This is a genomic window from Archangium sp., assembly GCF_057119385.1.
Genome location: NZ_DBNGVP010000164.1, coordinates 83,796 through 110,325 on the forward strand (window position 1 = coordinate 83,796; position 26,530 = coordinate 110,325).

Sequence of the window (26,530 nt, forward strand, 5' to 3'; positions counted from 1 at the left end):
ATGAGTGGCGAAACCGCGCGCGGCGTCCGCGCCCCCGAAGACATGCGAGACCGCATCCGGATCAAAGACGTTGTCGTCCTGTCGGATGATTGGTATGTCCTGCGAAAGACGACCTTTGACTTCAAGCGCAAGGACGGCTCGTGGCAGCAGGTCAGCCGGGAGACGTACGACCGTGGCAATGGCGCCACCATCCTGCTCTACAACCGTGAGAAGAAGACCGTCATCCTCACGCGGCAGTTCCGGTTTCCCGCGTTTGTCAATGGCCACCATGGGATGCTGATCGAGACCTGTGCCGGCCTGCTGGACAAGGATGACGCGGAGACGTGTATCAAGCGCGAGACCGAGGAGGAGACCGGCTTTCTGGTCAACAATGTCAGAAAGGTGTTCGAGGCTTTCATGAGCCCGGGCTCGGTCACCGAAATCCTCCACTTCTTCGTGGGGGAGTACGCCGATCGGGACAAGACGGGGGAGGGCGGCGGGGTACATTCGGATGGCGAGGACATCGAGGTCCTCGAGCTTCCGCTCGCTCAGGCGCTGCGGATGATCTCCACGGGCGAGATCATGGACGGCAAGACCATCATGCTCCTGCAACACGCCAGGCTGGCGGGGCTGCTGGACTGAGCGCAGACCCGGGGGGAATGCCCGTCTGACCCGGGTCTGCTTTCATGAGGACATCGAATGACAGACGTGCATCAGAAGCAGACCGTGGTGGCGTATAGCGCCATGGAGGAGTACGAGCTGGCCGAGTATGTCCAGGGCATCGAGGCGGCGAATCCGGATCTCCGGATCCGGATGGAACGGATGTCCACCGCCGCCCTGCTCGAGCGGCTCCTCGCCGAGGGACCGAACGGCTCCTGGGACATCATCCTGGGATGGGCGCTGACGACGATGTTGGCCCCCGAGTTGCGCGGCTGGTTCGCGCCCCTGGAGTCGGAGCGGGTGCGCCGCCTGCCGGCGTCGGCCAGGGATCCCGAGTCGCGCTGGTTCTGTCCCTCCGCCTTCGTTCCCGCGTTCTGCGTGAACGAGGCGCGCCTGGCCCGGCGGGGCCTTCCGATACCGACCCGCTGGGAGGACCTGGCGGACGTGCGCTACGGCGGGGAGCTGGTCGTGCCAGACCCGACCTACTCCGGGGCGGGTTTCCTCCACCTGACGGCCCTGCTGCAGATGACGGGGGAGGCCAGGACGTGGGAGATCCTCCGCGGTGTGTCCGCGAACCGGCCGCTCATCGAGCGCTCCGCGTTCGCCCCCTGCCTGGCGGTCGCGGGAGACGAGGCCGCCATCGGCGTCACCGTGTCCATTGCCGCGGAGCGGATGGCGCGCATGGGGCTGCCCGTCAAGATGGTGATTCCGGCCGACGCCGCGGGCTCGGAGCCCGAGGGCTTCGCGCTGCGCGCCGGCTCCGCCCGCGGGGAGCCGGCGTCCAGGGCCCTGGAGTGGATGCTGTCACCCGAGGCTTGCTCGATTTACAGGAAATACAAGAAAATCGTCCTGGTGGGTGAAGCGGACCCCCTGCCGAAGGAGCAAGGGCTCCAGGTCCACCCCATCAACGCCGCCCAGGCGGCTGCTTCAAGGGCGTCCGCGTGCGAGGGTTGGCGCCGCATCTTCACGCCGGCAGCCGTTTGAGGAACCTTCATGACCACGTCGTCCGCGCCAGGAGTTGCCGCGAGCCAGGTGAGTCCGTTGCGCCAACGCAACGTCCAGATGGTGTTTCTCGGCCGTCTGGCGGTCTTCATGGCGGACGTCATCCAGGATGTCGCCCTGATCTGGATCGTGTGGGAGCTGACGCACTCGTCGACCGCCACCGCGATCGCGAGCATGTCGAGCCGCACGCCGCTCTGGCTGTTCAGCCTGCCCGCGGGGGCTCATGCGGATTCCGCGCCGCCCCGGCGCACGATCATCGCCGCGAACCTGGTGTGCAGCGTGCTCGCGTTGCTGGTGGCGGGCCTCTCGAAACTCGGCTGGGTGGACGTGCCCCTGCTGTGCCTGTTCGCCTTCGCGATCTCCACCTGCCGCACCTTCGAGGCGCCCAGCTTCTACTCGCTCGTGCGAGGTCTGTCGCACGAAGGGGTGGATACCCAGCAGCTCAATGGGATCGCCGACACGGCGAAGCGCACGGCTCGCCTCACCGCTCCGTTGCTCGCGAACGCGCTGCGCAGTGTGACCTCGCTCTTCAACCTCTATGCGTTCATCGGGCTGTTCTACGCGGGCATGGCCGTGGCGGGACGCCGTCTCGAGGTCCGGGACTTTCGCAGTGAGCGCAAGCAGCGCAAGGGGCTGGTCGCCGACCTGAAGGAGGCGATGGGGGTGATCCGCCAGCAGCCCGCGCTGCAGTACATCATCGTGGCCGAGTGCCTCTTCAACGCCGCGTATGGCGCCTGCTATTACGTATTCCTGCCGCGCCTGACCCTGGACACCACGGGCGGCGGGACTTCCGGCCATGCCTCCGCGGTCACCGCCTTCGGAATCGGCGGGCTGGTGGCGGGCTTCTTCTCCACGCGCCTCAAGATGGGCCGGCACGCGCTGGCCTACGCGACGGCCGCCTGGATTTCGATCGGAGGTGCGTTCGGCTTGATGTCCTTCGCCACGAGCCTGCCGGTGATCGTGCTGCTGACGGCCGTGGCTGGAGCGGCGATGGCCATCCAGACCATCGCCTTGTGGAGCGGGCTCCATGCCGCGTGCCCCGCGGAGCACTCGGGGCGAGTGTATTCGATCTGGCGTCTGGGCGCGGATACGGCCATCACCGTGAGCACGCTGACCGCGGGTGTCGTCGCCGATGCCTTCGGTCCCTCCATCCCGATTGGTGTCGTTGGCATCTATGTCTTCTTCGCGATCCTGCTCGCCCGCCGGTTCACGGTGGGGCGGGAGGTGAAGCTGTCTCCAACCCCGTAGTGACGAGACGTTCGTCGTCTCGAGACGAGGTCCCTTGCTGGAGGGCATTGACTGCCCGGGCATGGGTCTGCCTCGCGAACGAAAACCCATGCGCTCGAATGATGATGGTTTGAACCGGGAGCCGGGAGCTCCGGAGCCCGGTTCATCGTCCACGGTGGTGGCAGCCGATGGTGCGCGAATCCAGTTCTCCGCCCATGGCGGGCAGATCTGCTCCTGGAAGACCGCGGATGGCATTGAACGTCTGTATTTGAGCCCATTGGCCGGAACGCACGCGAATGCCGCGATCCGCGGCGGAATTCCTGTCATCTTTCCCCAGTTCGCGCACGAGGGGCCGTTGCCGAAGCATGGCTTCGCCAGGTCCAGTGTCTGGCGGGTGTCGAGCAGCGGGCCCCTTTCCGATGGAAGTGGTTCAGTCGAGCTGCGGCTGTCGGACGACGCACTGACCCGGGCTGTCTGGCCCCATCCTTTCGAGCTCGTGTTGCGTGCGCGCTTCAAGGCTCTGGAGCTGACGGTGTCCCTGGCTGTCGTCAACACCGGGAGCCTTCCGTTCGGCTTCACCAGTGCGTTGCATACCTATCTGGCCGCGAGCGCGACCGAAGCCGTCATCCATGGCCTGCGGGGAGCCCGCTATCTGGATTCCGCGGACCATCGCCGGATGGGTGTCCAGCAGGAGGCGCTTCTCCGGATTGATCGGCATCTGGACCGGTTTTTCTTCGGTGTGACCGCGCCCGTCGAGGTGCGGGGGAACGGCACCTCGATCCGGGTCGGTCAGGACGCATTCCCCGACGTGGTCGTCTGGAATCCCTGGCAGGAGCTCTCCAGAAAGCTCGCCGACCTTCCGGATGACGGATACAGACATTTTGTCTGTATCGAGTCCGCCGCGGTGGAACGCCCCGTTTCTCTCGGGCCTGGGGAGGAGTGGTTGGCCTCCCAGCACCTGAGCGTCTTCTGAGTGTTGCAGCTCTTTCCCCGCCGTCCCCCTCGGGAGTCCCTCCATGATGCAGACGCTCTCACCGTTCTCCCTTCCGCAGGATTCCTCGCTCCGGGAAGAGGTTGTCGCCCGGCTGCGGGACATCCCGGACTTTCCCAAGCCCGGTGTCCTCTTCAAGGACATGACGCCGATCCTCGCGGAGCCCCAGCTGTTGGGGCGGGTCGTGGACGCGATGGCCGCGCCCTTTCAGGGCCAGCGCATCTCCCGGGTGGTGGGCGTGGAAGCCCGCGGCTTCCTGTTGGGGGCGCCCATCGCCCTGAAGCTGCACGCGGGCCTGGTTCCCGCGCGCAAGCCGGGAAAGCTGCCCTGGCGCACGCGCACCGAGCGCTATGCCCTGGAGTACGGCGAGGACGCCTTGCAGGTCCACGAGGACGCCGTGAGACCGGGTGACCGGGTGCTCATCGTGGATGATCTGCTGGCCACGGGCGGTACGGCGGATGCCGCCGCCCGGCTCGTGATGCAGCTGGGGGGCGAGGTGGTGGGGTTCAGCTTCCTCATCTCGCTCGATTTCCTCCCAGGGCGTGAGCGGTTGGGCCGCGACAAGGTCTGCGCCCTGCTCTCCTACTGAGCCTCGTGTCCCCGACGGGATTCGAACCCGTGTGGGCTCATGCGACCGGGCCGCATCGAGCATCGGCTCGAGGAAAACGATCTTACGCTTCAGGCAGGGGGCGTGTTGCTGGAGCGGGGTAGAGCTCCGGGTGCAGGAAGGGCATCAGCGCGCACGCCAGCGGCCCCTGCCACATCTCGGCCCGCGTGAAGAGGCCGTTGGTCAGGATGCCCACCGCTCCCTGCTGCTTCTTGCTCTCGGTCCGGCCGGTGACCTCGTCCATCACCCGGCTCAGCTCCTCGCCTCGCAGCACCCGCGTCACCACCGCGGGTGGCAGCGGGAAGCTCACGCCCCACGTGAGGTTCTCCCGGCCCCCGGCCTCCACCACGGCCACGCAGTTGATGAGGTTCCCTTCCTCGTCCACGCCCCCTTCCAGCCCCATCCCCATCCGCGCCCCCGGCACCGCCGCGAGCGCCGCTCGGGCTCGGTTTCTCGCTCCCGTCGACGTCTGGTCCGGGCCAATGGGTTGTTCGGGCACTCCGCTGGGGACCTCGACCGCGGCCACCGTGCAGCCCGGGAAGGCCCGCTCGCACATGGTTCTCGCTGCCGTCGTCTTGGCCGGGTTCGTCGAGCCTACGGCGATGGTGATGGACATGGGACTCGGTTCTCCTGGATGGTTTTCAACCCACGACGCCTCGGGGCGTCAGGGGGCGGTCCCTCGGGAGCATTCCTTCCTCCTGGAACCACCTCAGTGCTTCTCGGATGCCGAGCCGCACCAGCCTCGGCTGGTACCCCAGCTCCCGCATCGCCTTCGCCGAGGACTGGTACGCCGGCAACGGCAGCGCCTGCAGGAACGCCGTGTTCACGAATTTGAAAAGGTCCGGTGACAAGCGGCCCACCACGTCCCCCAGCCTCCCCACCGCCTGTACCACCCCGTCCGGCAGCGGAATCCTCGGCGGTGGCACCCCCGCCTCCTCCGCGCAGATTGTGAGCAGCTCGCGGTAGGTGAGGTTCTCACCCCCCAGGATGTAGCGCTCCCCCGGGCGGCCCTTGTCCATGATGAGCTTCAGCCCTCGCGCCACGTCCTGCGCGTTCACCACGTTGATGCCGCCGCTCGGGTACGCCACCCCCAGCCCCTTCGCCGCCAGCAGCAGCAACTCCCCCGTCGAGGGCCTCACGTCGTAGGGGCCCAGCACGAAGCTCGGGTTGCCCGCCAGCACCTCCAGGCCCCTCCCCGAGGCCGCCAGCGCCAGCCGCTCCGCTTCCCGCTTGGACTCGTGATAGGGGTTGTCCCCCGCGTCGTTGTACGCGCTCTCCTCGGTCGCCGGCTCGGCCAGCGTCCCATGGCCGACCGCCGCCACGCTCGACACCACCACGACCCGCCGCGCGCCAGCCGCCAGCGCCGCCTCCAAAACGTTCCTCGTCCCCTGGGCGTTGGTACGGGAGACGTCCTCCCGTGTGAAGGGATCGAACCGGACGATGCCAGCGACGTGGTAGACCTGATTTACACCTTTCAGCGCCCCCCGGAGCGACTCGGCGTCCAGGACGTCGCCGAGCACCTCGTCGTAGCGCAGCCCCCGCAACCCCCGGCGGTCACTCCGCTCCCGGACGAGCAGCCGAGGGTGCTCCCCCTGCTCACACAGCAGGTGGGCGAGGTTGGCCCCGATCAGCCCCGTTGCTCCCGTCAACAATGTCTTCATGCGCTACTCCCTTCCGGGGAGGATGCGGTATAGGTCGCCCCTTAGATGCGCCCCCCAAGGGGCGTCAACCGCGAGATGACGCGAGACTCCACTGAAACACCGCCCGCCGGCGGACCGACGCTCCAGCCTGCGCCCGATGACGCGCGCGAGGTTGCTGCCTCCGAGGATGGGTCCCAAGACCCCCTCGAGCTGCTGCCGGTCCCCGAAGCCGCGGAGGAGAACCCCATGGCCATGTCCGCTTTCACGGAGACACTTCCCGAGGACTCCCTCCCCGAGACTGATTTCCTCCCCGAGTCCACCCGCTCCGGCAGGCCCGCGGAGATAGACCCGGAGAAGCTCGATCCGGATGCCCTCAAGGTCATCCACCGCCTCCACTCCCATGGCCACCAGGCCTACCTCGTGGGCGGCTGCGTGCGCGACCTGATGCTGGGCCGCACCCCCAAGGACTTCGACATCGCCACCAGCGCCCACCCGGGCGAGGTGCGCGCCATCTTCCGCAACTGCCGCCTCATCGGCCGGCGCTTCCGGCTCGCCCACATCTACTTCAAGGGCGGGAAGATCATCGAGGTCTCCACCTTCCGCGCCAACCCCACCGAGCTCGACGCCGCCAACGGCGTGAGCGCGGCCGATACCGGCGCCGAGAACGGCGAGGAGGAGGGCGCCGAGGCCGAGGAGTCGCAGGATCTCCTCATCACCCACGACAACGTCTTCGGGACCGCCGAGCAGGACGCGCGCCGCCGCGACTTCACCATGAACGGCCTGTTCTACGACGTCGCCGAGGGCCAGGTGATCGACTACGTGCGGGGCCGGCGCGACATCGACGAGCGCTACATCCGCACCATCGGCGACCCTGAAATCCGCATGCGCGAGGACCCCGTCCGCATCCTGCGCGCCGTGCGGTTCGCCGCCAAGCTGGGCCTGGACATCGAGTCGCGCACCTACGCCGCCATGGAGGGCGCCGTCGAGGATCTCCCCCGCTGCGCCCCCGCGCGCCTGCTGGAGGAGACCTTCCGCCTCATCCGCGGCGGGGTGGCCGCTCCCACCCTGCGGCTGCTCGCCGCGCTGGACGCGCTCAAGGTGCTGCTGCCGCCCGTGGCCGCGTACTTCAAGGAGTACGGCCGCAGCGGCCAGCAGACCTTCTACGCCTTCGCCGAGGCGCTCGACCGGCGCGTCTCCACCGGCGAGCCGCTGGATGACGCCATCCTGCTCGCCGCGCTGCTCGTCCCCATCGCCCAGGCGGCTCCCGTCGTGGAGAGCCAGGAGCAGGCGGAGCGTCCCTCCGTGGCCCAGGCCATCGAGGACCTGCTCGCCGAGTTCGTCCAGAGCGCGCGTCTGCCGCGCCGCATCGCCGAGCGCTGCCGGTTGCTGCTCATCGCCCAGCGCACCCTCACGGGCGAGCGCCGCCGCCGCACGGGCGCCTTCCGCCGGCACCCGCTCTTCAACGACGCGCTCATCGTCTTCGAGATCTCCGTCGAGGCCACCGGCCAGCACCGCGAGGCGCTCGAGGCGTGGAAGCGCGGCGAGCTGCCTCCGATCAAGTCCTCCGAGAGTGCCACCGAGGGCGGGGAGGCTCCGCGCAAGCGCCGCCGCCGCCGCCGCCGGGGTGGGCGCAAGACGGGAGCAGGCGAGGGGGCTTCCGCCTCCGCCGCCGGAGCGCCCGCGGGCCCGGGTGTGGAGGCCGCGGACGCGGGTGACGACGAGGGGGACGACGCCGATTCCGGCCCGGACTCCGACGGCGATTCCGAGTCCGACGAGGGTTGACCCCCGGCCAGAGGGGCCTGGGGGACGTGAGGGGCTGAACGATCGGCCGAGCGGGCTCCCCCCGCCTTCCTTGCGAGCGAGCGGAGGTCTCACCACCTTTGCCCTCAATGGGGCGAGGCGCCTTCTCGAGGGCGGTGCTGTTCATCGTGGCACTCTGGGGGCTCCCGTCCGGCGCCCAGGTCCTCGAGCTCTATCGGCCGCTCGCTCCCCCTCCCAGCATGCCGGAGCGTCCCGCGTTCGAGGAGCTGCTGTTCTCCTTCGCGGATCCGGATCGCGCCCTGGAGGGGGGCTTCCTCGTTCCCTCGCTCTCCCTCGCCGTGCGCTCGCGGGCCTGGGCCTTCATTCCGTCCAGGCAGTACGAGCAACGCGACGCCCTGGACACGCTGTCGCAGCCCGCGCAGGACCTGACCCTGTCCGAGCTGCCGGCGGGGCGGCACCTCGCCTCCCTGCTCGCCCTGGGCCCGGAGGGGGGGCAGGTCCGGATACGGGACCTCGGCCCCAGACTGCGCGGACCGGATAGCCCGCTCCAGAAGGGTTTTCAATCCGCGCTCGACTACTTCCACGTCCCCAAGCCGGCGGCGATGGTCTCCGCGGGTGTGGCGGTGCTCGGGCTCGTGCACCAGTTCGGCACCGCCCAGGCCAACGAGCTCGGGCTGCCCACCTCCGTGAGTGCCACCACGCTCGGCGGCACCCTGAACGGGTCCATCCAGCTGCACTCCGAGCCCCGGTTCAAGAACGCGCGCGCGGACATGTCGGCGCGCTTCCGGTTGCCGGAGCTTCCGTTGACCTCCCTCCGCTTCGAGCAGATGGAAGTGGGGTGCGCGGCCGCGCGCTCTCCCGAGGGGCTCCTGCTCGACACGCGCTGGGCCACCCTGCGCAGCCGGTTGGCCTGGCTCGAGCTGTCCATGGGTGTCCACTCCACCCATGCCGAGCCGCAGCTCTGGACGGACCTGGAGACGAGCGTGCAGCGCGAGGGCTTCAGCGTCCGGGCGGTGTTCAGCCGTCAGTGGGAGACGGCGCGCTTCCGCTCGCTGGCCACGGCCACGCTGCGCACGGGCCCGGTGTTGTCCGGGCTCTTCATGGGCCTCCAGGACAACGTGACGCGCACCTTCGGCCTGGTGGGCATGGGCTCGTTCTAGTTGGGGCGCTTCGGCTTCTGGGGGCGCGTGGGCTCCGGCTCGAGCTCCTCGGTGTCCGCGATGTCCGCCGTCGTCACCGCCTTCGTGCCGAAGCGCGCGGCGATCCGATCCAACGCCGCGTTCAGCTTGTCGCTCTTCTTCGGCTTCTCCGGCTCGCTGAACAGCCCCAGTTGCCGCGTCTCGCCTCCGCCCGTCCCCAGCTCCTGCATGGAGACGCCCGTCAGCCGCACCGGCTTGTCCTCGTGCGCCTTCTCCAGCAGCTCCTTCGCCACCCGGTAGAGCGTCTGCCCGTCATCCGTCGCGGAGGGCAGGGTGACCCGCCGGGTGATGAGCGTGAAGTCCGAGAACTTCAGCTTGAGCTGCACCACCCGGCCCTTCACGCCCGCGCGCCGCAGCCGCCGCGCCACCCGCAGCGCCTGCGAGTGCACGTGCGGGCTCAGGGCCTCCATCCCCGTCAGGTCCTCGTCGAAGGTGTCCTCGGCGCCCACGCTCTTGGCCTCGCGGTCCGGCACCACCTCGCGCGGATCGATTCCCTGCGCCAGCTCCCACAGCTGGCGTCCGCTCGCGCCCCACCGGGCCTCCATCCACGCCGCGTCCCGCTTCGCCACGTCGCCGATCGTCTCGAGCCCCGAGCGCTTCAGCGCCTCCTCCGTCTTGGGCCCCACTCCCCACAGCCGTCCCACCGGCAGCCCCGCGAGGAACGCCACCGTCTCCTCCGCCCGCACCTCCCGCTGGCCATTCGGCTTCGCCACGTCCGAGGCGATCTTCGCCACGAACTTCACCGCGGCGATTCCCGCCGACGACGGCAGGCCCGTCTCCGCCGAGATCTCCTTGCGGATCCGCCTCGCCATGTCCGCCGGGGCTCCGAAGAGTCCCACCGAGGCCGTCACGTCCAGGAAGGCCTCGTCCAGCGACAGCGGCTCGATGAGCGGCGTGTAGCGCTCGAAGATGGAGAAGACCTGCTCGCTCGCCTCGCTGTACGCGTTGAAGCGCGGCTTCACCACGATGGCGTGCGGCGCCATCTTCATCGCCCTCGCCATGGGCATCGCGCTGCGCACCCCGTACTTGCGCACCTCGTACGAGGCCGCCACCACCACCCCGCGCCGCACGTCCCCGCCGACGATCAGCGGCTTGCCCCGCAGCTCCGGGTTGTCCCGCTGCTCCACGGACGCGTAGAAGGCGTCCATGTCCACGTGGATGATGGCCCTCATCGGATTCACTCTACTGGACCTCTCTGACGCTCACTCCCCATGAAGACCCTCACCGAATACCTCACCTTCCAGACCCGCCAACGCCGGGAGCTCGTTCGCATCACCGACTCCGTCGCCGAGCTCGTCCGCAAGAGCGGCATCCAGGAAGGCATGGTGCTCGTCTCCGCCATGCACATCACCGCCGGGGTCTTCGTCAACGACGACGAGCCCGGTCTCCACGAGGACATCTGGGACTGGTTGCAGACGCTCGCCCCCCAGGGGTCAACCCGGGGGCCGGGCACCCTCACCCCGTCCCTCTCCCGGAGGGAGAGGGGATCTGGTGTTTCCCGAGAACCTCGAGGAGCTCTTGGGGGAGGGGACTCTCGACTCGCAGGGGTTGCTTCGTCACCGGGTGGGTGAGGCCCAGGGCCTTCGCGTGCAGGAAGAAGCGGCTCAGGCCGGGTTCCTCCCTGCCTCCGTAGAGGGTGTCTCCCACGATGGGCGCTCCCACCGCCGCCAGGTGCGCTCGCACCTGGTGCAGCACCCCCGTGTGGATCCGCACCTCCACCAGGCTGTACTCCCCCGCGCGTCCCAGCACCCGGAACTCCGAGCTCGCCTCCCGCGCTCCCTCGCCCCCGTCCAGCGCCGGCTCCACCCGGTCCGGGTGTCTCGGGTGGTGCCGCAGCGGCAGGTCGATCTCCCCCTCGTCCGCCAGCGGCCCCGTCACCAGCGCCCAGTAGCGCTTGTCCACCTCACGCCCGCCAAACGCCTCCCGCACCGCGCTCCACGCCTCGCGCGTGCGCGCCGCCACCATCACCCCGGATGTCTCGATGTCCAGCCGGTGGCACAGCCCGCCCTCGCGCTCGTCCTCCGACGCCTCCGCGCACTCGGGATGCCGCGCCACCAGCGCGTTGGCCACCGTGCCCGTCTCTCCCGGCTGCAGCGGGTGCGAGGGCTTGCCCGCGGGCTTGTCCACGAACACCAGCGCCTCGTCCTCGTGCAGCACCGTCAGCGGCGCCTCCGGCTCCGGCACCACCTCGCGCCGCTCCTCCGGCACCACCACCGTAATGCGCTGCCCCACGGCCACCAGCAGCCCCTTCTTCGCCGGCCGGCCTCCCACCTTCACCGCGCCCGCATCGAAGAGCTTCTTCAACTTCGCTCGCGACAGCCCCAGTGCCTCTCCGATGAAGAGGTCCACCCGCTGCCCCGCCTTGCCTTCCTCCACCACCAGCGTGTGCGTCGTTCCGGTCTCGTTCACTCGGACAGTGCCTCGTACACTTCCTCCGCCGTCTGGATCCGGTCGTCCGGTTCCTTCCGGATGAGGCGATGGGCCACCCGCGCCAGCTGGGGATCTCCCCTCTGGTTGATGGCCAGCACGGGCGGGGGCTCGGTTTCCAACACCTTGTGCCACAAGTCGACCGGCGACTTCGCGTCAAAAGGCGGCCGGCCCGTCATCAACTCGTAGAGGATGACGCCCAGGCTGTAGAGGTCCGCCCGTCCGTCCAGCGGCTCGCCCAGAATCTGCTCCGGCGGCATGTAGCGGAACGTCCCCACCATCCTCCCGTCCAGCGTCATCCCCGCGTCGTCCGCCAGGAACTTCGCCAGGCCGAAGTCCATCAGCCGCACCTGCCGGTCCTCGTCCACCATGATGTTGGACGGCTTCAGGTCCCGGTGCACCAGTCCGTGCGCGTGGATGTACGCCAGCGCCTCGCACACCTGCAGCAGCGCGTCCTTCAGGCGGCCCACCCGCTCCGGCCGGTTCAGCTCCTCCAGCCGCGCCGCCGACTCCCGCTTCACCATCACCGTCTCGGGCGCCCCCATGTCGTAGGGCAGGTCGAACTCCATGGAATCCATCTCGTCCGAGTCCGAGCCCAGCCACGGATCCATCGCCACCGGCAGCCGCGCCGCCGAGCCGGACGTGCCGAAGCGCATCCCGCCCGAGCCCCCCGACACCATCTCCTCGCTCGGCGCCTCCTCGGCGAAGGCCGACAGATCGAACAGCTCGCCGCCGTCCTCCGAGTCCGCCTCCCGGCTCGCCGAGGCCGGAGCCTGGGGGCGCCGGAACGAGCCCGAGTCCGAGAGCGAGCCCGGAATCGAGCTGGAGAGGGAGCCGGACGAGCCGCTCAGGGACGACACCAGCTGATCGCCCTTGAGCGACAGGTAGTCGCGCAGCGTCAGCCCCTCGATGAGCTCCATCACCAGGTAGGGCGAGCTCTGGTACACGCCGGTGTCGTACACCTTGACGACGTTGGGATGGGACAGGTCCTCGAGGGCCTCGAACTCGCGCACCAGGCGCTTCGCGGCCCGCGAGTCCATCGCCGGACCGCCCGACAGCAGCTTGAGCGCCACCGGCTCGTTCGTCCTGTCGTCCAGGGCCCGGTAGACGGTCCCGATTCCACCACTTCCGAGTGTCTCGAGGACGCGATAGGGACCGATGACTTTGGGACGCATCAAGTCGTCGATCCTAGATACCCTGTCGGGTCAGGGTCAAACGCCCGCCTGGAGGAGATGGGTGTTGAATGACCGTCATCCGGGCATTCCCCCTGCTCATGGGGCCCGGTAGCCAGGGTGGGGTAGGTCCAGCACTCACTGACAGCCGGGGAGTTGCGCTGGGGCGGGCCGGTGCCGTTCCACCCGGCGGCGCGACCGCTCGGGCCACGGGGGCGACCACTCCCGCACACGCCCGTGGACGTGGAGGGGTGGTGCCTCTACATTGCGCAGCCTCATGGAACGCCCTGTGTCACCGCCCTCTGTGGCTGCTCTCGAGCGACTCGTCCAGGAACGGCCCCTGCCGCGCCACGTGGGTATCATCATGGATGGCAACGGCCGGTGGGCGGAGATGCGCGGCCTGCCCCGCGTGGAGGGCCACCGCGAGGGTTCCACCAGTGTGCGCGAGGTCACCCGCTGCGCCCGGCGCGTGGGCGTCCAGGCCCTCACCCTCTACGCCTTCTCCTCGCAGAACTGGGCCCGCCCCGCCGAGGAGGTGGCCGCCCTGATGGACCTGCTGCGCGAGTACCTCGAGAGCGAGCGCGCGGAGATTTTGGAGAACGGCATCCGCCTCAACGCCATTGGCGAGGTGGAGAAGCTGCCGCGCTTCGTGAAGGAGCCGTTGGACCGGCTGCGGGCGGACTCGGCGAACAACACGGGGATGGTGCTGACGCTGGCACTGTCCTATGGCGGACGCGAGGAGCTGGCCCAGGCGGCGCGCCGCATGGCCGAGGCCGCCTGCAAGGGCGAGCTGACGCCGGCCCAGCTGGATACCCAGACCTTCGAGTCCTACCTCTGGACGAATGGGCTGCCCCCGCTGGACCTGGTGGTGCGCACCAGCGGCGAGCAGCGCATCTCCAACTTCCTGCTCTGGCAGCTGGCGTACGCGGAGCTGTGCTTCAGCGACGTCCTCTGGCCGGACTTCCGGACCGAGGCCTTCCTGCGCTGCCTGGCTCAATACCAGCAACGCGAGCGGCGCTTCGGTCTCACCTCCGCGCAAGTGAAGCGAGAGGACTCCCACCGGGCCAAGGCGTGAACGAGAAGAACAAGAACCTCGTCATCCGGACTGTTTCGGCGCTCACCCTGCTGCCGCTGGTGATCTTCCTGTTGTTCAAGGGAGGTCTGTACAGCGCGGCCCTGTTGAGCGTCGCCGCCGCCATTTGCGCCAGTGAGTACTACCTCATCACCCAGAAGACGCTCTCACCGGCGGCCTGGGTGGGGATCGTGCTCGCGGGCGTGCTGCCCGTTTTGACGCTCAAGGAGCCCGAGCGCACGGGGGCCGGCGCCTTCTGGATCCTGGTCTTCTATCTCATCTTCGCCTTCACCTATCACCTCATCCGGGGCCCGCTGCAGGACGCGCCCATGCGGGTGGCCCACCTGGTGACGGGCATGCTGTACGGCTCGGTGGGACTGACCTCCGTGGCCGCCCTGCGGCTGATGCCGGACGGCATGGCGTGGTCCATCTCCGCGCTCGTCATCACCTGGTCCAACGACACGTCCGCCTACTTCGCCGGCCGCTTCCTCGGCCGCCACAAGCTCTACCCCGAGGTCAGCCCCAACAAGACCTGGGAGGGCTTCTTCGGCGGCATGCTGGGCTCGGTGGTGGGCATGTTCATCACCCGGGGTTTCTTCTATCCCATGCTCACGGTGACGGACTGTCTGGTGCTGGGAATTTTCGGCGGGATTCTCGGTCCCATCGGGGACCTGTGCGAGTCCATGCTCAAGCGGGCCTACGGGGTGAAGGATTCCGGTGTGGCCATTCCGGGCCATGGCGGCATCCTGGACCGCATCGACGCGCTGCTGTTCAACGCGCCGCTGGTGTTCGTCTACGTGACCTTCATCCGCGGGCTGCTTCCGTAGCGGCCGCCGATTGTCCGGTCGGCAGGACCGCGGGCCGCGATGCGCATTGTCGGGCATGAGTCCCACGGTTAGTGTTGGCACCATGCTTCAAGGTCCCGGTCTGTTCATCGTCCTGCTCGGCGTGCTCATCACGGTTCATGAGCTGGGCCACTTCCTCGTGGCCAAGGCCTGCGGGGTGAAGGTCATCCGCTTCTCCATCGGGTTCGGGCCGAAGCTGTTCGGCTTCACCAAGGGGGAGACGGAGTACCAGGTGGCCCTGCTGCCCCTGGGCGGCTACGTGAAGATGGCCGGGGACACCCCCCACGAGGAGCTGAGCCCCGAGGACGCCCAGCGCGGCTTCCTCAACGCCGCCCCGTGGAAGCGCGCCCTCATCGTGGTGGCCGGGCCCGTCTTCAACCTGGTCTTCCCCGTCCTCATCTACTTCTTCGTCTTCTTCGGGCCGCACGAGACCATCTCCACCCGCGTGGGGTACGTGGACCCGGCCATGCCCGCGGCCGCCGCCGGCATCCGGCCCGGAGACCGCATCGTCGCCGTGGACGGGGACAAGGTCCGCACCTTCGAGGAGATGCGCGAGGCCTTCATCGGCCGCTTCGACCGCTCCATCCCCCTCACCATCGAGCGCGATGGGAAGCAGCAGATCGTCAACGTGACGCCCAACCGCATCGTCGAGTCCTCTCCGGTGGACTCGGTGGAGCGGGGGCAGATTGGCGTGGCGCACACCAACCGGCCCGCCGTGGTGGGCGTGCCCCCGGGCTCGCCAGCCGCGCAGGCCGGGCTGAAGACCTTTGACCGCATCCTGTCCATCAACGGGGTGGCCATCCCCGACGAGGCCGCGCTCAACGAGCAGCTGGCGAAGATGGAGGGGACGCTGGAGCTCACCGTGCAGCGCATGGATCCGGTGCCGGTCGGCGTGGTGACGGGGCATGCGCCCTCCGTGCACAAGGTGACGGTACAGAAGCAGCCCGGCGCCGAGGGTTTCGCCGCCCTGGGGGTGCATCCCTCGGACATGTACGTGGGCTCCGTGTTCCCGGACAGCCCGGCGCAGAAGGCCGGTCTGCGGGTGGGGGATCAGCTCGTCTCCTTCAACGGTGAGCCGCTGAATTCGTTCAACGTCCTGGCCGGCAAGCTCAGCACCCTGAAGGAGCAGTCCTTCCAGCTCGGCTGGCGCTCCGCGGACGGTCAGGAGCGCACGCAGACGATTGCCCAGGCCAACCACACCAGCAAGGACGAGATGGGCCAGGAGTCCTCCCGGCTCGAGCTGGGTCTGCGGCCCTGGTTGCCCTCCTCGGCGGAGCTGCTGCCCACGGACAAGGTGACGGTGACGCTCGGGGTGGGCGAGGCGCTGCGCGAGGCCGCTACGGTGGTTCCGAAGATCGTCGGGCAGATGGTGAAGGTGATTGGTGGGCTCGTGACGGGCCAGGTGTCGCACAAGACGCTCGGCGGACCGGTGATGATGTACCAGCTGGCCTCCAAGAGCGTGGACCAGGGGTTGGACTACTTCCTCAACCTGATGGCCATCATCTCCATCAACCTGGGCGTGATGAACCTGCTGCCCATCCCCATCCTCGATGGTTTCCACCTGCTGTCCGCCTTCTGGGAAGGCATCCGCCGCCGCCCCATTCCGGTGCGCGTGCGCGAGGTGGCCAACGTCGTCGGCCTCGTGCTGCTGATGGCGCTGATGGGCATGGCGTTGATCAACGACATCACCCGCTGAGCCCCGTCCGCGAAGGTGTGCCCCGGAGAAAAGTGCTGACACCGCGGCCATTTCCCCTCTCCCGAGGGGAGAGGGGATATCGGTCACATTCCTGAGAAGGATTCGTGAGGTGCGATGCGACGGTTGCTCGTGGGGTTGATGGTGGGGCTGGGGTTGTTGGTGGGCTGTGCACCGCGTGCCGCCCGGCCCACGAGGGATGACGAGGACCGCGAGGTGGTTCGGCCGGAGAAGCCACCCCCCGCGCGCGCCTGGCTGGAGGAGGGGCTCGCCTCGTACTACGGCCCCGGACTGGCCGGCCGGCCCACCGCCAGCGGCGAGAAGTTCAACCCCCAGAAGTTCACCGCCGCCCACAAGAAGCTGCCCTTCGGCGCGTGCCTGCGCGTGGTGAACATGGAGAACGGGCGCTCGGTGGAGGTGCGTGTCAACGACCGGGGGCCCTTCGTCCGGGGACGGGTGGTGGACGTGTCGCTCGCCGCGGCGAAGCAGCTGGGCATGCTGGACAAGGGGCTGGCCCGGGTTCGCCTCTACCGCTGCGCGGACAAGACCGGGTAGAAGCCTCCCCATGTTCCTCGCGCTCGATACCTCCACCCTCACGTTGTCGCTGGCCCTCGTGGAGCGGGAAGGGGAGGGTGTGCGTGTCCTCGAGCACGTGGTGGTGGGCCCTCCGAAGAAGCAGAGCGAGGCGCTGCCCGGCATCGTCGGCGAGCTGCTCGCCCGGCACGGCGTGGCGCTGAAGTCCCTGGAGGGCATGGCCATCGGCCTCGGCCCGGGCTCCTTCACCGGCCTGCGCATCGGCCTGTCCTGCGTGAAGGGGCTGGCGTATGCGGCGGGCCTCAAGGTGGCCGGGGCCTCCTCGCTCGCGGCCATTGCCCTGGAGGGCCCCGAGGATCCCCCCCTCTTCGCCCTCGCCGTAGCGCGCAAGGATGACCTCTACCTGGGGCCCTACCGGCGCGTGGGCCAGCGGGTGGAGGCCCTGGGGCCCGAGGAGGCGATGAGCCCGGAGGAGGTGGCCGCGCGCATGGCCGCCGAGCCCGAGGCGCTCGCGCTGGGACCCGCACTGCCCGAGTACCGCGCGGCCCTGGAAGCCCAGGGCGTGGCGCCCTCGCGGCTGCTGAGCGCGCCCTCCTTCCCCTCGGCGGTGGCGCTGGCCTCGCTGGTGCGCTTCCCCGAGACGCAGCCCCTGGAGGCCCTCTTCGCCTTGGAGCCGCACTACGTCCGCGCCTCCGAGCCCGAGCGCAACCCCAAGTTCCCCCCGCTGCCCGGGCCTCCGCCCACCGCGCGCCTCAAGGAGGACTGAGGGTGTAACCGCGAGGGGTCCTCGCGCCGCCGGGGTAGACTGTCCCGGCCGTGAGCGCCCCCGCCCCCCGTTCCGCCTCCGACGCGTCTCTTCCCTCGCACTGCCCGCTCTGTGAAGGCGAGCTGGCGGAAGGACGGTGCGTGCTCTGCAGCGCCGCGGCCATGCCCGGAGGCTACCGGGTGCTGCGCCTCCTCTCGCAGAGCCCCCATGGCCGGCTCTACGTCGCGCAGGCGCCCGGCGGCGGACAGGTGGCCCTCAAGGAGCTCGTCTTCTCGCTGGTGCCCGAGGCTCGGCAGCTCGAGGACTTCGAGCGCGAGGCCCGCCTGCTGCGCCAGGTCTCCCATCCGCGCATCCCCCGCTTCGTGGACTCCTTCCAGGAGGGCAGTGGCGTCCACACGCGCCTCTACCTCGCCCAGGAGCTCATCCAGGGGACCTCCCTGCGCGACCTGCTCCGCAAGCGCCGCCTCCGTGACGAGGAGGCCTTCGAGGTGGCCCGGCAGGTGCTCGACGTCCTGCGCTACCTGCACGAGCTGTCGCCGCGCATCGTCCACCGCGACGTGAAGCCCGCCAACCTCGTGCGCCGCGACGATGGGGCCGTGTTCCTCGTCGACTTCGGCGCCGCGAGAGATCTCTTCGGCTCGGGCACGGCCGGCGCCACCATGGTGGGCACCTTCGGGTACATGCCCCCGGAGCAGCTCGGCGGGACGCTCGACGAGACGTGCGACCTCTACGCGCTGGGCGCCTCGCTGCTGCACCTGCTCAGCGGCAGGTCTCCCGAGGAGATGCTCGCGTCGGACCTCTCGCTGGACGTCGCGGCCCATGCCTTCGTCTCTCCGCGCATGGAGCGCTTCCTCCTCAAGCTCATCGCGCGCGACCCGGCCGAACGCTTCCGCTCCGCGCTCGATGCGCAGCTCGCGCTGGAGTCGTCCTCGGGGGACAACCAGCCGGTGCCCCTCTGGCGCCGTGCCACCCTTCCGGTGCTCGCGTTGGGTGCCGTGGTGGCCATCACCGTGTGGGCCGCGCGTCCGTCCGCCAGGGCTCCCGATGCTCCACCCGAGGCGAGCCCTCCAGTGACCGAGCCCGTGAAGGTGGAGCCACCCCGTCCCGCTCCGTGGGAGCCGCACCTGCCGCTGCTGCCGGACTTCCCTCCGCACGCGCGCTGGCGGTTCGACGAGGACGACCCCGTGCTGCGCAAGACGCAGGGCGAGGACCCCACCCTGACGCGCCTCGCGCGCGACGATCAGCGGCGCTTCGACCTCGCCACGCCCGTGGGCATGCGCGACACCGGCCTGCGGGGCAGCGCGCTCCGGCTCGGGCAGTCGCTCACCGTGGAGGTGGTGCGGGACTCCGCGAGCGCGGGCTCCGAGCAGCCCTTCGTCATGGAGGGGCTCGAGGAGGGCTCGCTCTCCGTCTGGCTGCGGCGCAACGCCTTCCTGGACACGCTGGGAACGGTGGTCGCCTCGAAGGGCACCTCCGGTGGCGGTAGCCCCGCGGGCCCGCACCTCGAGCTCGTCGTCAACGGCGGGCACCTGGAGTTCAGCGCCGAGGGCTCCCGGTGGCTCAAGCCGCGCGTGCGGCTCGCGCCGGACGTCTTCCACCATGTCGTGGCCACCTGGGGGAAGAATGGGACGCGCCTGTACATCGGTGGCCGGCTCGTGGCCGAGGACCCCACGCCCGTGCTCGCTTCCCGTCAGGGCCAGACGCTCTGGCTCGGCAGGAACCCGCTGGAGCCGGACGCGAGCGCGCCGCCCCGGGTGTCCCTCGATGACCTGACCCTCTATCGCGGCGTGCTGCCCGAGGAGGCGGTGGCGGCGCTCGCGGCCCTGGAGCAGGGGAGCCCCGGCGCGGCGGGCGAGTACACCCCGGAGCCGCCGCTCTTCTCCGAGGACTTCTTCCGCGGACTCCGCCGGTGGGAGCCGCAGCCGCTCCCCGAGGGCGTGGAGCAGGAGTTCACGCTCGTCGAGGAGGCGGGGAACCCGCACCTGTCGCTCTTCCATGCGGGCCCCGGGACGGAGCGGGGCGTCTTCCTGGTGACGCAGCCCCGGGAGCACGGCGTCTACCGGGCGAGCCGCTTGTGGCTCGAGCTGGACGTGCAGCTGACGCGGAACGCACCGGGCGCGGGCCTGTCCCTCTGGATGAGCTTCCATATGGAGTCCAGCCCCGGGACGAAGGCGCTCTTCGTGGAGCTGGGCTCTCTTCCGGCGCAGTCCGCCCTCCGTGGAGACACCGCCGTGCACTTCGTGCCGGTCCGCCCGGGCAAGTGGCAGCACGTGAAGGTGGAGCTCAACGAGCTGCTCGTCCCGTTCAAGGCAGGGCCCATCCGGGCCGTGAAGAGCATCGCGATCCTCGGGTATGGCGCGAGCGTCGAGGGCGCCATCGACAATGTCACCCTGGTGGAGGAGTAGGGCGTGAGCGCTCCCGTTGGCAGTGCCCCCGGCTCGTGCGTGGCGTGTGCCCGTCCCTGTGCGGAGCCTCGCTGCTCCTTCTGTGGTGCCGCGCGGGCTCCGGGCGGGCTGCGGGTGCAGCGGGTCCTCTCGCAGAGCGTGCATGGCCGGCTGTACCTGGCGCTCGATGCCGAGGGCCGCTCCGTGGCCATCAAGGAGCTCGTCTTCGCGCACGCGCCGGACGCGGACAAGGTGGAGGCCTTCGAGCGCGAGTCCCGCCTGCTCCAGGCGCTCTCCCATCCGAACATCCCCCGGCTCCACGCCTCCTTCGCCGAGGGCGAGGGCGCCCAGGCCCGCTTCTACCTGGTGCAGGACTACGTCTCCGGCGAGTCGCTGGCGGCGCGCCTGGAGCACCACCGCTTCGACGAGGCCGAGGCGCGGAAGATCGCCCGCGAGGTGCTGCGCATCCTCGGCTTCCTGCACTCGCGCCAGCCGCCCGTGCTCCACCGCGACGTCAAGCCGGCCAACCTCATCCGGCGCGAGGACGGTCACATCGTCCTGGTGGACTTCGGCTCGGCCCGGGCGCTGCGCGAGGGCCGCACGCACGAGGCCACGCTCAACGGCACCTTCGGCTACATGGCCCCGGAGCAGCTCGGGGGCAGCGTCTCGCCGGTGAGTGATTTGTATGCGCTCGGGGCCTCGCTGCTGCACCTGCTCAGCCGGCGCCCGCCGGAGACGCTGCTCAGCGGAGACTGGGAGCTGGTCTTCACGCGGGAGATCCACGTGTCCGAGCAGTTCCGGGCCTTCCTCCGGAAGCTCGTGGCGCGCAGGCCCGAGGACCGTTTCCCCAGTGCCGCGGATGCCCTGCTGGCGCTCGATGCGCCCCTGCCGAAGACCGCTCCACGCTGGCCCCTGGCCGCCGCCGGAGCCGCGCTGGCCGTGGGCGTCGTGGCCTTCGTGTCGGCGAAACGCGAGCCCGCGCCCGCTCCGGCCGTGGTGGCCGCCCCGCGAGCGCCGCCGAAGCCCGTGGAGTCTTCCAGGCCCACGGAGTCTCCGGAGCCGCCCGCACAGGAGTCACCCTCCGGGGAGACGCCGGCCGGCAAGGTGCTGGCCCACTGGTCCTTCGAGGACTCCGGCAGGGCGCTCCTGTTCCAGAGCGCGGAGCGAGGGCCCGCGTTGAAGCCGTTGGAGGTGGACCTGGTGCCAGGAGCGCGGGGACGGGGCGTGCTCCTGGGGGGCACGGGCTCGCTCGGGGTGGTGCGGGAAGAAGGGCACCCGGGGTTCGCGATTCCGTCCGAGGGGGCCCTGTCCCTGTGGCTCAGCCGCGAGCGGCCGGGCGCCGGTCCCGTGCTGACGGCGTACGCGGGCATCCAGCGCACGCTCCAACTCCGGCTGGACGAGTCGGGACGGCTGACGTTCGCAGTGGGCCCGCGCGAGCTGGTGTCTCCCCAGCCGCTGGAGCTGGGCCGCTTCATGTACGTCGCGCTGGAGTGGGGCGCCACCGGCATGCGCCTCTGGGTGGAGGGGGGGCGCGTGGCGGAGGACGTGGAGCCCGTGCCGGAGGGCGGGCTCGGTGAGGGACTGCGCATCGGCTGGGATGCCCTGGTGCCCGGCGAGCTGGCTCCGGCGATGGCCCTGGATGAAGTACGTCTGCGGACCGGCCCGGTGCCTTCCGAGACCTGGTCTCGTGAGGCCGGGGACCTCGGACGGGACGGCCGTGTCTTCTCTCCTTCGCGCACCTCCTCCCCGGAGCCGGTCCGGCCGAGCCGGTCGCACGACACTCCTTCCGTGGAGCTGCGGCTGGAGACGCCTGGAGACATCGATCTCTCCCAGCACAAGCAATGGTTGGGGAGCTCGTCGGACTGCCTTCGGGGTGCGCGGCTCGCGCTGGAGGGGGTGGAGGTCGTCACGGGCGAGAAGGTGCATCTCCTCGCGTCCTTCTCCTTCAGCACCCGCACACGGTGCGGCCTGAGCCTCCCGCTCTTCCTGGAGGACGAGGAGGGAGGACAGTCGAGAAACGCGCATCTCCTCTTCCAGCTGGAGCGCGGGGGCGTGGAGCACGCCCGCGGCGAGTTCACCTTCTCCGAGGGCGAGCGGTACGGCGTGCTGGGAATCGGCTCTCGCTCCGCGCCGCTCGCGAAGTTCCGGATCGACTGGGAGACGCTCGGCGTGCGGCGCGTCTCCCCGCTGGAGCGGAAGGATTGAGCGGCCCGGGACTCAGGCGCCCTCGAACTGGATCCGTGCCCGGCGCATGACGTGGTCCACCGCCATGAGGTGCCAGGCCACCTGATCGATCCGGGCCAGGTTGCGCGGCTCGGCGCGCAGGGCGTCCGCCAGCTCGTCCATCGTCAGCCCGGCGGCGTGGGCCTGGTCCCGGAGGACCTTCTCCACCACCTGCGGCGTGAGCGTCAGGCCATCGCGCTTGCAGATGGCGCCCAGGGCGAGGCTGATGCGCAGCCGGTGCTCCACCTCGGCGCGGGTGTCCACGTCCTTCAGCCACGCGCCGAGCGACTCCTCCCGCTCCGGGCCGTTGAACTGGAGCTCGCTGGCGGAGCGGCCCTCGCTGGTGCTCCAGCGGCGGCGGATCTCCTCGTCCACCAGCTCGCGGGGAATCTCCACCCGGGTGCGCGCGGCCACCTGGTTGAGCACCTGCTGCTGGGCCTGGACCAGGAGCAGCTGCGCCGCCTCGTCCTCCATCTGCCGCACGACGTCGCGCATGGCCTCCTGCAGCGTGTGGCCCCGGCCGAAGGCCATGAGGAACGCCTCGCTCTCGAAGTCGGGGTACCTCACCTCGCGGGCGGCCTGCACCTGGAGGACGAAGCGGGCCGGCGTGCCGCGCAGCGACTCGACGGGGTACTCCGCGGGCAGGGTGACCTCCACCACCAGTCCCTCGCCGGGCGAGCGGCCCACGAGCGTCTCATACAGGCCGGGCAGCAGCGGATCCGGCTGGACGGGGAGCCACTCGCCGGTGCGCAGGCTGAAGGGGATGAGGTGGCCCTGGGAGTAGCCCGCGATGTTGAGGAGGACCTCGTCCCCCCAGGCGATGTGCTCGGTGGGGTAGCGGTGGTGCTCGGTGGCGTGGGGCCGCGCCAGCTCCAGGAACCGCTCCTGGACCTGCTCGGAGGTGAAGCCCTGGGGGGAGGGGAGGGTGACGGACAGCCCCTCCAGGGAGGGAGCCTCCACCTGGGGCAGCACCACGGGGTGACTCCGCTCGTCGCGCCAGGTGGGCGAGATCCGGGGCAATCCGAACGACTGGGGACTGGAGGTGTGGGAGTTCATGGTGCGTGCCTCTGCGAGGTGGGGACCAGGGGGGGACGACTACCAGCCGCTGAAGAAGTTCTTGATGCCCTCGCCGACCTTCTTGGCGCCCTCCTTGATGGCGCCGAAGTTCTCGACGACCGCGCCGGCCACGGAGGAGGCGGTGGAGACGGCCGCGCCCACCTGCGAGACGATGGGGATGTTGGTGGCGGCCACGATGGAGCCGGCGGCGGTGATGCCGGACGTCACCTTGGAGGCGATGCTCGCGTTGGGATCGGCGATCGTCTTGGCGGCCAGGGCCGTGTCGAGCGCGGCGATGCCGATGTTGACGCCCGGGGCGAACCGGCCGGCCGCCTTGGCCGCCGTGCTCGCGCCCTTGGCACCCAGCTTGGCCGCGGCCTCGGCGCCCTTGGCGGCGTCGACGATGGCATCGCCCGCCTTGAGGCCCGAGGCGACCTGCTGGCCCGCCTTGGCGATGCCGCCCTCGAGCTTCCCGGCCAGCTTCCCGCCACCCACGGCGCGGAGTGCATCGGCGGCGCCCTGCTTCAGGGTGGTGCCGATGGTGGCCCCGAAGCCCTTGGACTTCGCGAGCTCGCCCAGCACGTCGATGTCACGCAGCGGCTTGCCGGAGAGCACGGACTCGGCGACCTTGCCGGCGATGTTCTTGCCCACCTCGCCGTGGGCGCCGAGGGCCGCCTGGGCCGCGCCCTTGAGGTTCTTGAACTCCTTGCCGGACTGGATCATGGCGGCCACGTCGAGCCCGCCCTTGACGGTGTTCAGCACGCTCTTGCCCAGCAGGAGGGCGCTGTCGGTGGCCTGGCTGCCGTCACCGTTCTTGATGGCGCTGGCGAGACCCGCGGCGTTGGTGCCGATGCCGGCGACACCGGCGGCGACGCCACCGCCCGCCTTCAGCTTGCCGAACGCACCCGCGGCGCCATTGGCGTGAGCGGCGTCGGTGGCGCTCTGCACGTACTTGCCGAGCAGGTTCTGCTTCGCGGCGGCGGCGGACGTCTTGGCGGCGGGCTCCAGGGTGTCCTGCGTGTGGAGGGACTGGGGCTTGGAGGCCGCGGGGGCGCTCCTGGGCGGCGTGGTGAGGTGGGGCGCCGAGTTCGTCCGGGTCAGGGCCGGCTTCTCGCTGGCGCCGAGCACGGGGGCCGAGTTGGAGCGGTGCAGCGAGGGATGGCTGTTGGAGACGGGCGTGGTCATGGAAGGCTCCTGCGAAGATGGGGGTGGGTGGCGCGGCGGCTGTTCGCCGTTGATGTGCGCCATCCAGAGCAGGAGGTGTGCCAATGCCTACGCGACCCGGCGGGAACGAGTGAAAGGCCCGTCTTCCCTCGGGAAATGCTCGCGAGCCGGGGGACTCGCGAGGGATTCCGGGGCCCGGCTGATGACCGGCCCCTGGTGACTCCAGTTTCTCCTGGTGACTGCTGTCACCAGTCGAGGAAGCGCCTCCACCAGCGTCGCAACTCCTCCTCGACGGAGGGGTCCGTGAAATGAGTGAGACGCCAGGGGAATGGCTCCATCCAGGGCTCCAGCACCCTCGCGAGCTCGCGGTATGCCGGAAGGTCCTGGCCTCGATCCAAGTCTCCCGCTTCGGGGCAGGAGCCTGTCGATACGACGACGCGCTGCTCCTCCATCTCCTGCACGGTGGTCGTGGGGCACTGGAGCCGGGCCTGGAGGACTGATGCTCCACCCAACGCATTCAGCACGGGCTGCCCGAGAAAGTTCAGCCAGTGGATGCCATCCACCCGGGTGCCCATGTTGTCGTGGATGCTGGCGTTGCGGATGTCGAAGCCGGGGTGACGGAATATCACCGGGCGAAGCCGGTCCAGCTGCTCGTCCACGGGGTACCAGCAGGAGAGGGCGAGGCCGGCATGTCCCGAGGCAAAGGGCAACCGGGAGCCCATGTCGAGCGCCAGAGCGCGCACAGCGTCCGCACCACGCTCCTCGAGGTACTCCGTTGGCAGGGTGACCTGGAGCACACTCACGCTGTGTGGTGGCGGCTCACGCCAGGCAAGCCGGGCGTGATAGCTGAAGGCGTAGCCGCGATCGTCATCGGCGTAGATGCTGAAATACGGATCCGCACCCTCCTTCTCGGGATGGAAGGCCTCGTCGGGCGTGTAGTCGTCGAAGTACCTGCGCTCCTTGGGCCGCAGGCTCTCCCGGATGAGCTCCCAACCCCGCTCGCTCAGGTCTCGCGGTTCCCAGTAACAGCAGGTGTAGCGAGAGAGCGCCTCGGGGTGTCCTTCCACGGCGCGGAGATAGCTGTCGAGCGCATGCGACACGCCCGCTGAGATCTGGAAGTGGTCGCAGGGGACGAAGAAGACGATGCGGACCAGGTCACGGATGAGGAGCCGGTCCTCGATGCGCTCGGTGGCGCCCGTCTCACGCGTCCAACTCCTGGTCCTGACCGGGCCCGAGATGCGGATACGAGGGGAGGGGTTCATGACCATCGGCAAGCACTACCGGCGATCAACACCAAACTGGGGAGTGACGAGGGCGGGTTTGCACTGACCACCGAGTCCTTCGTACGACTTCATCTGCCTCACGGCTTCCGCGTTCCAGGGGTTGCCCACCTCATAGCCACAAGGGAACTTGAGGTCGTAGATGCACTGAATCCGGGTGGCATTGCGGGTGAAGTGGATGACGATATCGGGCCGGAGCGAGCCGGTGCGCCTGTCGGTGAGCAGCACTTCTTTCGTGATCTCGTCCTTCCGGTAGCGCGGCTCCACGGCGAAGTTGTCGGGGAACTTCTCCGCGAGCTTCCTCTGGATGCACTCGAAGGCGACCGCGTGCTTCAGCTTCCCGAGGTGCCGCGCCCAGGAGGGGGCGAGCTTGTCCTTGACGGTGGGCTCCTTCTCGCATTCCGAGTCGGGCAGGGTGCGATCCTTGCCGAAGAGCTCTTCGTCCACCTTCCTGTTGGCTGTATGCACGCACTGCTTCAGGACGTCCTCGACGACGCCCCTCTGGGCCTCATCGAGGAACCTGGTGACGTGGATGAATCCCTGGAGGGCTTCGGTGGCCTGGACGACTGTTTCGAACACCTGGCCGGCCCGGGACGCAGCGGGCGCGAGGATCTCCCCGGTGCTTGCATTGACCGGGGCCGCGCAGGCCGCACCACACGACTGGTTGAACTGAGCTCGGGTACCGGTGAGTTGCCCACCCCCATGGACACGGGGATGGACCATGGAGCAGGAGAGGCAGAGGAGCGCGGCCACCGACACGGTGGCGAGGAACCGCATGCCCTGGACTGGCCGGCCCCAGCGCGAGCCTGTGTGAAGGGAGGACATCACGTGTTCCCTGGCGTGTCGGG

The 26,530-nt window shown here is 69.6% G+C and carries 25 protein-coding genes; 15 read left to right on the forward strand and 10 right to left on the reverse strand.

Annotated features, from left to right (window positions below; genetic code table 11):
* From nudK to AC16DP_RS40115, 5 genes are all read left to right on the forward strand, one after another.
* Positions 1–621, forward strand: coding sequence for a GDP-mannose pyrophosphatase NudK (gene nudK, locus AC16DP_RS40095; protein WP_329732042.1), 621 nt, complete (start codon positions 1–3; stop codon positions 619–621).
* A 57-nt stretch (positions 622–678) separates the two neighbouring features.
* A complete protein-coding gene (locus AC16DP_RS40100) occupies positions 679–1,623 on the forward strand; it encodes an ABC transporter substrate-binding protein (RefSeq protein ID WP_329732043.1) in 945 nt (314 codons plus the stop codon).
* A gap of 9 nt (positions 1,624–1,632) precedes the next feature.
* Complete coding sequence (locus AC16DP_RS40105) at positions 1,633–2,889, forward strand: MFS transporter (protein WP_329732044.1); 1,257 nt, start codon at positions 1,633–1,635, stop codon at positions 2,887–2,889.
* A gap of 88 nt (positions 2,890–2,977) precedes the next feature.
* On the forward strand, positions 2,978–3,841 hold the full coding sequence (locus AC16DP_RS40110) for a D-hexose-6-phosphate mutarotase (RefSeq protein WP_329732045.1): 864 nt from the start codon (positions 2,978–2,980) through the stop codon (positions 3,839–3,841).
* A 46-nt stretch (positions 3,842–3,887) separates the two neighbouring features.
* Positions 3,888–4,448, forward strand: a complete 561-nt coding sequence (locus AC16DP_RS40115; protein WP_329732092.1) for an adenine phosphoribosyltransferase — start codon at positions 3,888–3,890, stop codon at positions 4,446–4,448.
* 82 nt (positions 4,449–4,530) lie between these two features.
* Here the strand turns inward: AC16DP_RS40115 and yjjX are convergent, their stop codons facing one another.
* Positions 4,531–5,082, reverse strand: coding sequence for an inosine/xanthosine triphosphatase (gene yjjX, locus AC16DP_RS40120; RefSeq protein ID WP_329732046.1), 552 nt, complete (start codon positions 5,080–5,082; stop codon positions 4,531–4,533).
* A 25-nt stretch (positions 5,083–5,107) separates the two neighbouring features.
* Positions 5,108–6,127: an NAD-dependent epimerase/dehydratase family protein gene (locus tag AC16DP_RS40125; protein WP_329732047.1), complete on the reverse strand. Its 1,020-nt coding sequence runs from the start codon at positions 6,125–6,127 to the stop codon at positions 5,108–5,110.
* Positions 6,128–6,202: 75 nt separating this feature from the next.
* Between AC16DP_RS40125 and pcnB the strand changes: the two genes are divergently transcribed.
* Positions 6,203–7,888 (forward strand): polynucleotide adenylyltransferase PcnB, encoded by a 1,686-nt coding sequence (gene pcnB, locus AC16DP_RS40130; RefSeq protein ID WP_329732093.1) that lies wholly within the window; start codon positions 6,203–6,205, stop codon positions 7,886–7,888.
* 134 nt (positions 7,889–8,022) lie between these two features.
* Positions 8,023–9,027 carry a hypothetical protein gene (locus AC16DP_RS40135; protein ID WP_329732048.1) on the forward strand — a complete coding sequence of 335 codons (1,005 nt, stop codon included), beginning with the start codon at positions 8,023–8,025 and terminating at the stop codon, positions 9,025–9,027.
* Here the strand turns inward: AC16DP_RS40135 and AC16DP_RS40140 are convergent.
* Complete coding sequence (locus AC16DP_RS40140) at positions 9,024–10,238, reverse strand: DNA polymerase IV (protein WP_329732049.1); 1,215 nt, start codon at positions 10,236–10,238, stop codon at positions 9,024–9,026. The genes AC16DP_RS40135 and AC16DP_RS40140 overlap by 4 nt on opposite strands.
* Before the next feature lie 30 nt (positions 10,239–10,268).
* The gene (locus AC16DP_RS40145) at positions 10,269–10,457 is read right to left on the reverse strand and encodes a hypothetical protein (RefSeq protein ID WP_329732095.1); all 189 of its coding nucleotides are present in this window, start codon (positions 10,455–10,457) and stop codon (positions 10,269–10,271) included.
* On the opposite strand from AC16DP_RS40145, the gene AC16DP_RS40150 reads away from it, so the two are divergent.
* The gene (locus AC16DP_RS40150; RefSeq protein ID WP_329732094.1) at positions 10,389–10,637 is read left to right on the forward strand and encodes a YjbQ family protein; all 249 of its coding nucleotides are present in this window, start codon (positions 10,389–10,391) and stop codon (positions 10,635–10,637) included. The two genes, AC16DP_RS40145 and AC16DP_RS40150, sit on opposite strands and share 69 nt — an antisense overlap.
* Here AC16DP_RS40150 and AC16DP_RS40155 read toward each other — a convergent pair.
* Both AC16DP_RS40155 and AC16DP_RS40160 read right to left on the reverse strand, forming a co-directional pair.
* Entirely contained in the window at positions 10,522–11,475 is a 954-nt protein-coding gene (locus AC16DP_RS40155) for an RluA family pseudouridine synthase (protein WP_329732050.1), read from the reverse strand. The two genes, AC16DP_RS40150 and AC16DP_RS40155, sit on opposite strands and share 116 nt — an antisense overlap.
* A complete protein-coding gene (locus AC16DP_RS40160; RefSeq protein WP_329732051.1) occupies positions 11,472–12,668 on the reverse strand; it encodes a serine/threonine-protein kinase in 1,197 nt (398 codons plus the stop codon). Before AC16DP_RS40160 ends, AC16DP_RS40155 begins: the two co-directional genes overlap by 4 nt.
* Positions 12,669–12,942: 274 nt before the next feature.
* On the opposite strand from AC16DP_RS40160, the gene AC16DP_RS40165 reads away from it, so the two are divergent.
* The 7 genes from AC16DP_RS40165 (at position 12,943) to AC16DP_RS40195 (ending at position 22,164) form a co-directional block, all read left to right on the forward strand.
* Positions 12,943–13,740 (forward strand): undecaprenyl pyrophosphate synthase, encoded by a 798-nt coding sequence (locus AC16DP_RS40165; protein ID WP_329732052.1) that lies wholly within the window; start codon positions 12,943–12,945, stop codon positions 13,738–13,740.
* A complete protein-coding gene (locus AC16DP_RS40170) occupies positions 13,737–14,564 on the forward strand; it encodes a phosphatidate cytidylyltransferase (RefSeq protein WP_329732053.1) in 828 nt (275 codons plus the stop codon). Before AC16DP_RS40165 ends, AC16DP_RS40170 begins: the two co-directional genes overlap by 4 nt.
* 82 nt (positions 14,565–14,646) lie before the next feature.
* On the forward strand, positions 14,647–16,278 hold the full coding sequence (rseP, locus tag AC16DP_RS40175; protein WP_329732054.1) for an RIP metalloprotease RseP: 1,632 nt from the start codon (positions 14,647–14,649) through the stop codon (positions 16,276–16,278).
* A gap of 114 nt (positions 16,279–16,392) precedes the next feature.
* Complete coding sequence (locus AC16DP_RS40180; protein WP_329732055.1) at positions 16,393–16,830, forward strand: septal ring lytic transglycosylase RlpA family protein; 438 nt, start codon at positions 16,393–16,395, stop codon at positions 16,828–16,830.
* A gap of 10 nt (positions 16,831–16,840) precedes the next feature.
* Positions 16,841–17,575: a tRNA (adenosine(37)-N6)-threonylcarbamoyltransferase complex dimerization subunit type 1 TsaB gene (gene tsaB, locus AC16DP_RS40185; RefSeq protein ID WP_329732056.1), complete on the forward strand. Its 735-nt coding sequence runs from the start codon at positions 16,841–16,843 to the stop codon at positions 17,573–17,575.
* Positions 17,576–17,715: 140 nt separating this feature from the next.
* Positions 17,716–19,980 (forward strand): protein kinase domain-containing protein, encoded by a 2,265-nt coding sequence (locus AC16DP_RS40190; protein ID WP_329732057.1) that lies wholly within the window; start codon positions 17,716–17,718, stop codon positions 19,978–19,980.
* A 3-nt stretch (positions 19,981–19,983) separates the two neighbouring features.
* Positions 19,984–22,164: a serine/threonine protein kinase gene (locus AC16DP_RS40195; protein ID WP_329732058.1), complete on the forward strand. Its 2,181-nt coding sequence runs from the start codon at positions 19,984–19,986 to the stop codon at positions 22,162–22,164.
* A 12-nt stretch (positions 22,165–22,176) separates the two neighbouring features.
* Here AC16DP_RS40195 and AC16DP_RS40200 read toward each other — a convergent pair whose 3' ends face one another.
* From AC16DP_RS40200 to AC16DP_RS40215, 4 genes are all read right to left on the reverse strand, one after another.
* Entirely contained in the window at positions 22,177–23,238 is a 1,062-nt protein-coding gene (locus AC16DP_RS40200; protein ID WP_329732059.1) for a trigger factor, read from the reverse strand.
* 39 nt (positions 23,239–23,277) lie between these two features.
* Positions 23,278–24,423 carry a hypothetical protein gene (locus AC16DP_RS40205; RefSeq protein WP_329732060.1) on the reverse strand — a complete coding sequence of 382 codons (1,146 nt, stop codon included), beginning with the start codon at positions 24,421–24,423 and terminating at the stop codon, positions 23,278–23,280.
* Positions 24,424–24,647: 224 nt separating this feature from the next.
* Positions 24,648–25,664, reverse strand: coding sequence for a type VI immunity family protein (locus AC16DP_RS40210; RefSeq protein WP_329732061.1), 1,017 nt, complete (start codon positions 25,662–25,664; stop codon positions 24,648–24,650).
* Positions 25,665–25,679: 15 nt separating this feature from the next.
* Positions 25,680–26,507, reverse strand: coding sequence for a hypothetical protein (locus AC16DP_RS40215; RefSeq protein ID WP_329732062.1), 828 nt, complete (start codon positions 26,505–26,507; stop codon positions 25,680–25,682).
* Between the last annotated feature and the right edge of the window lie 23 nt (positions 26,508–26,530).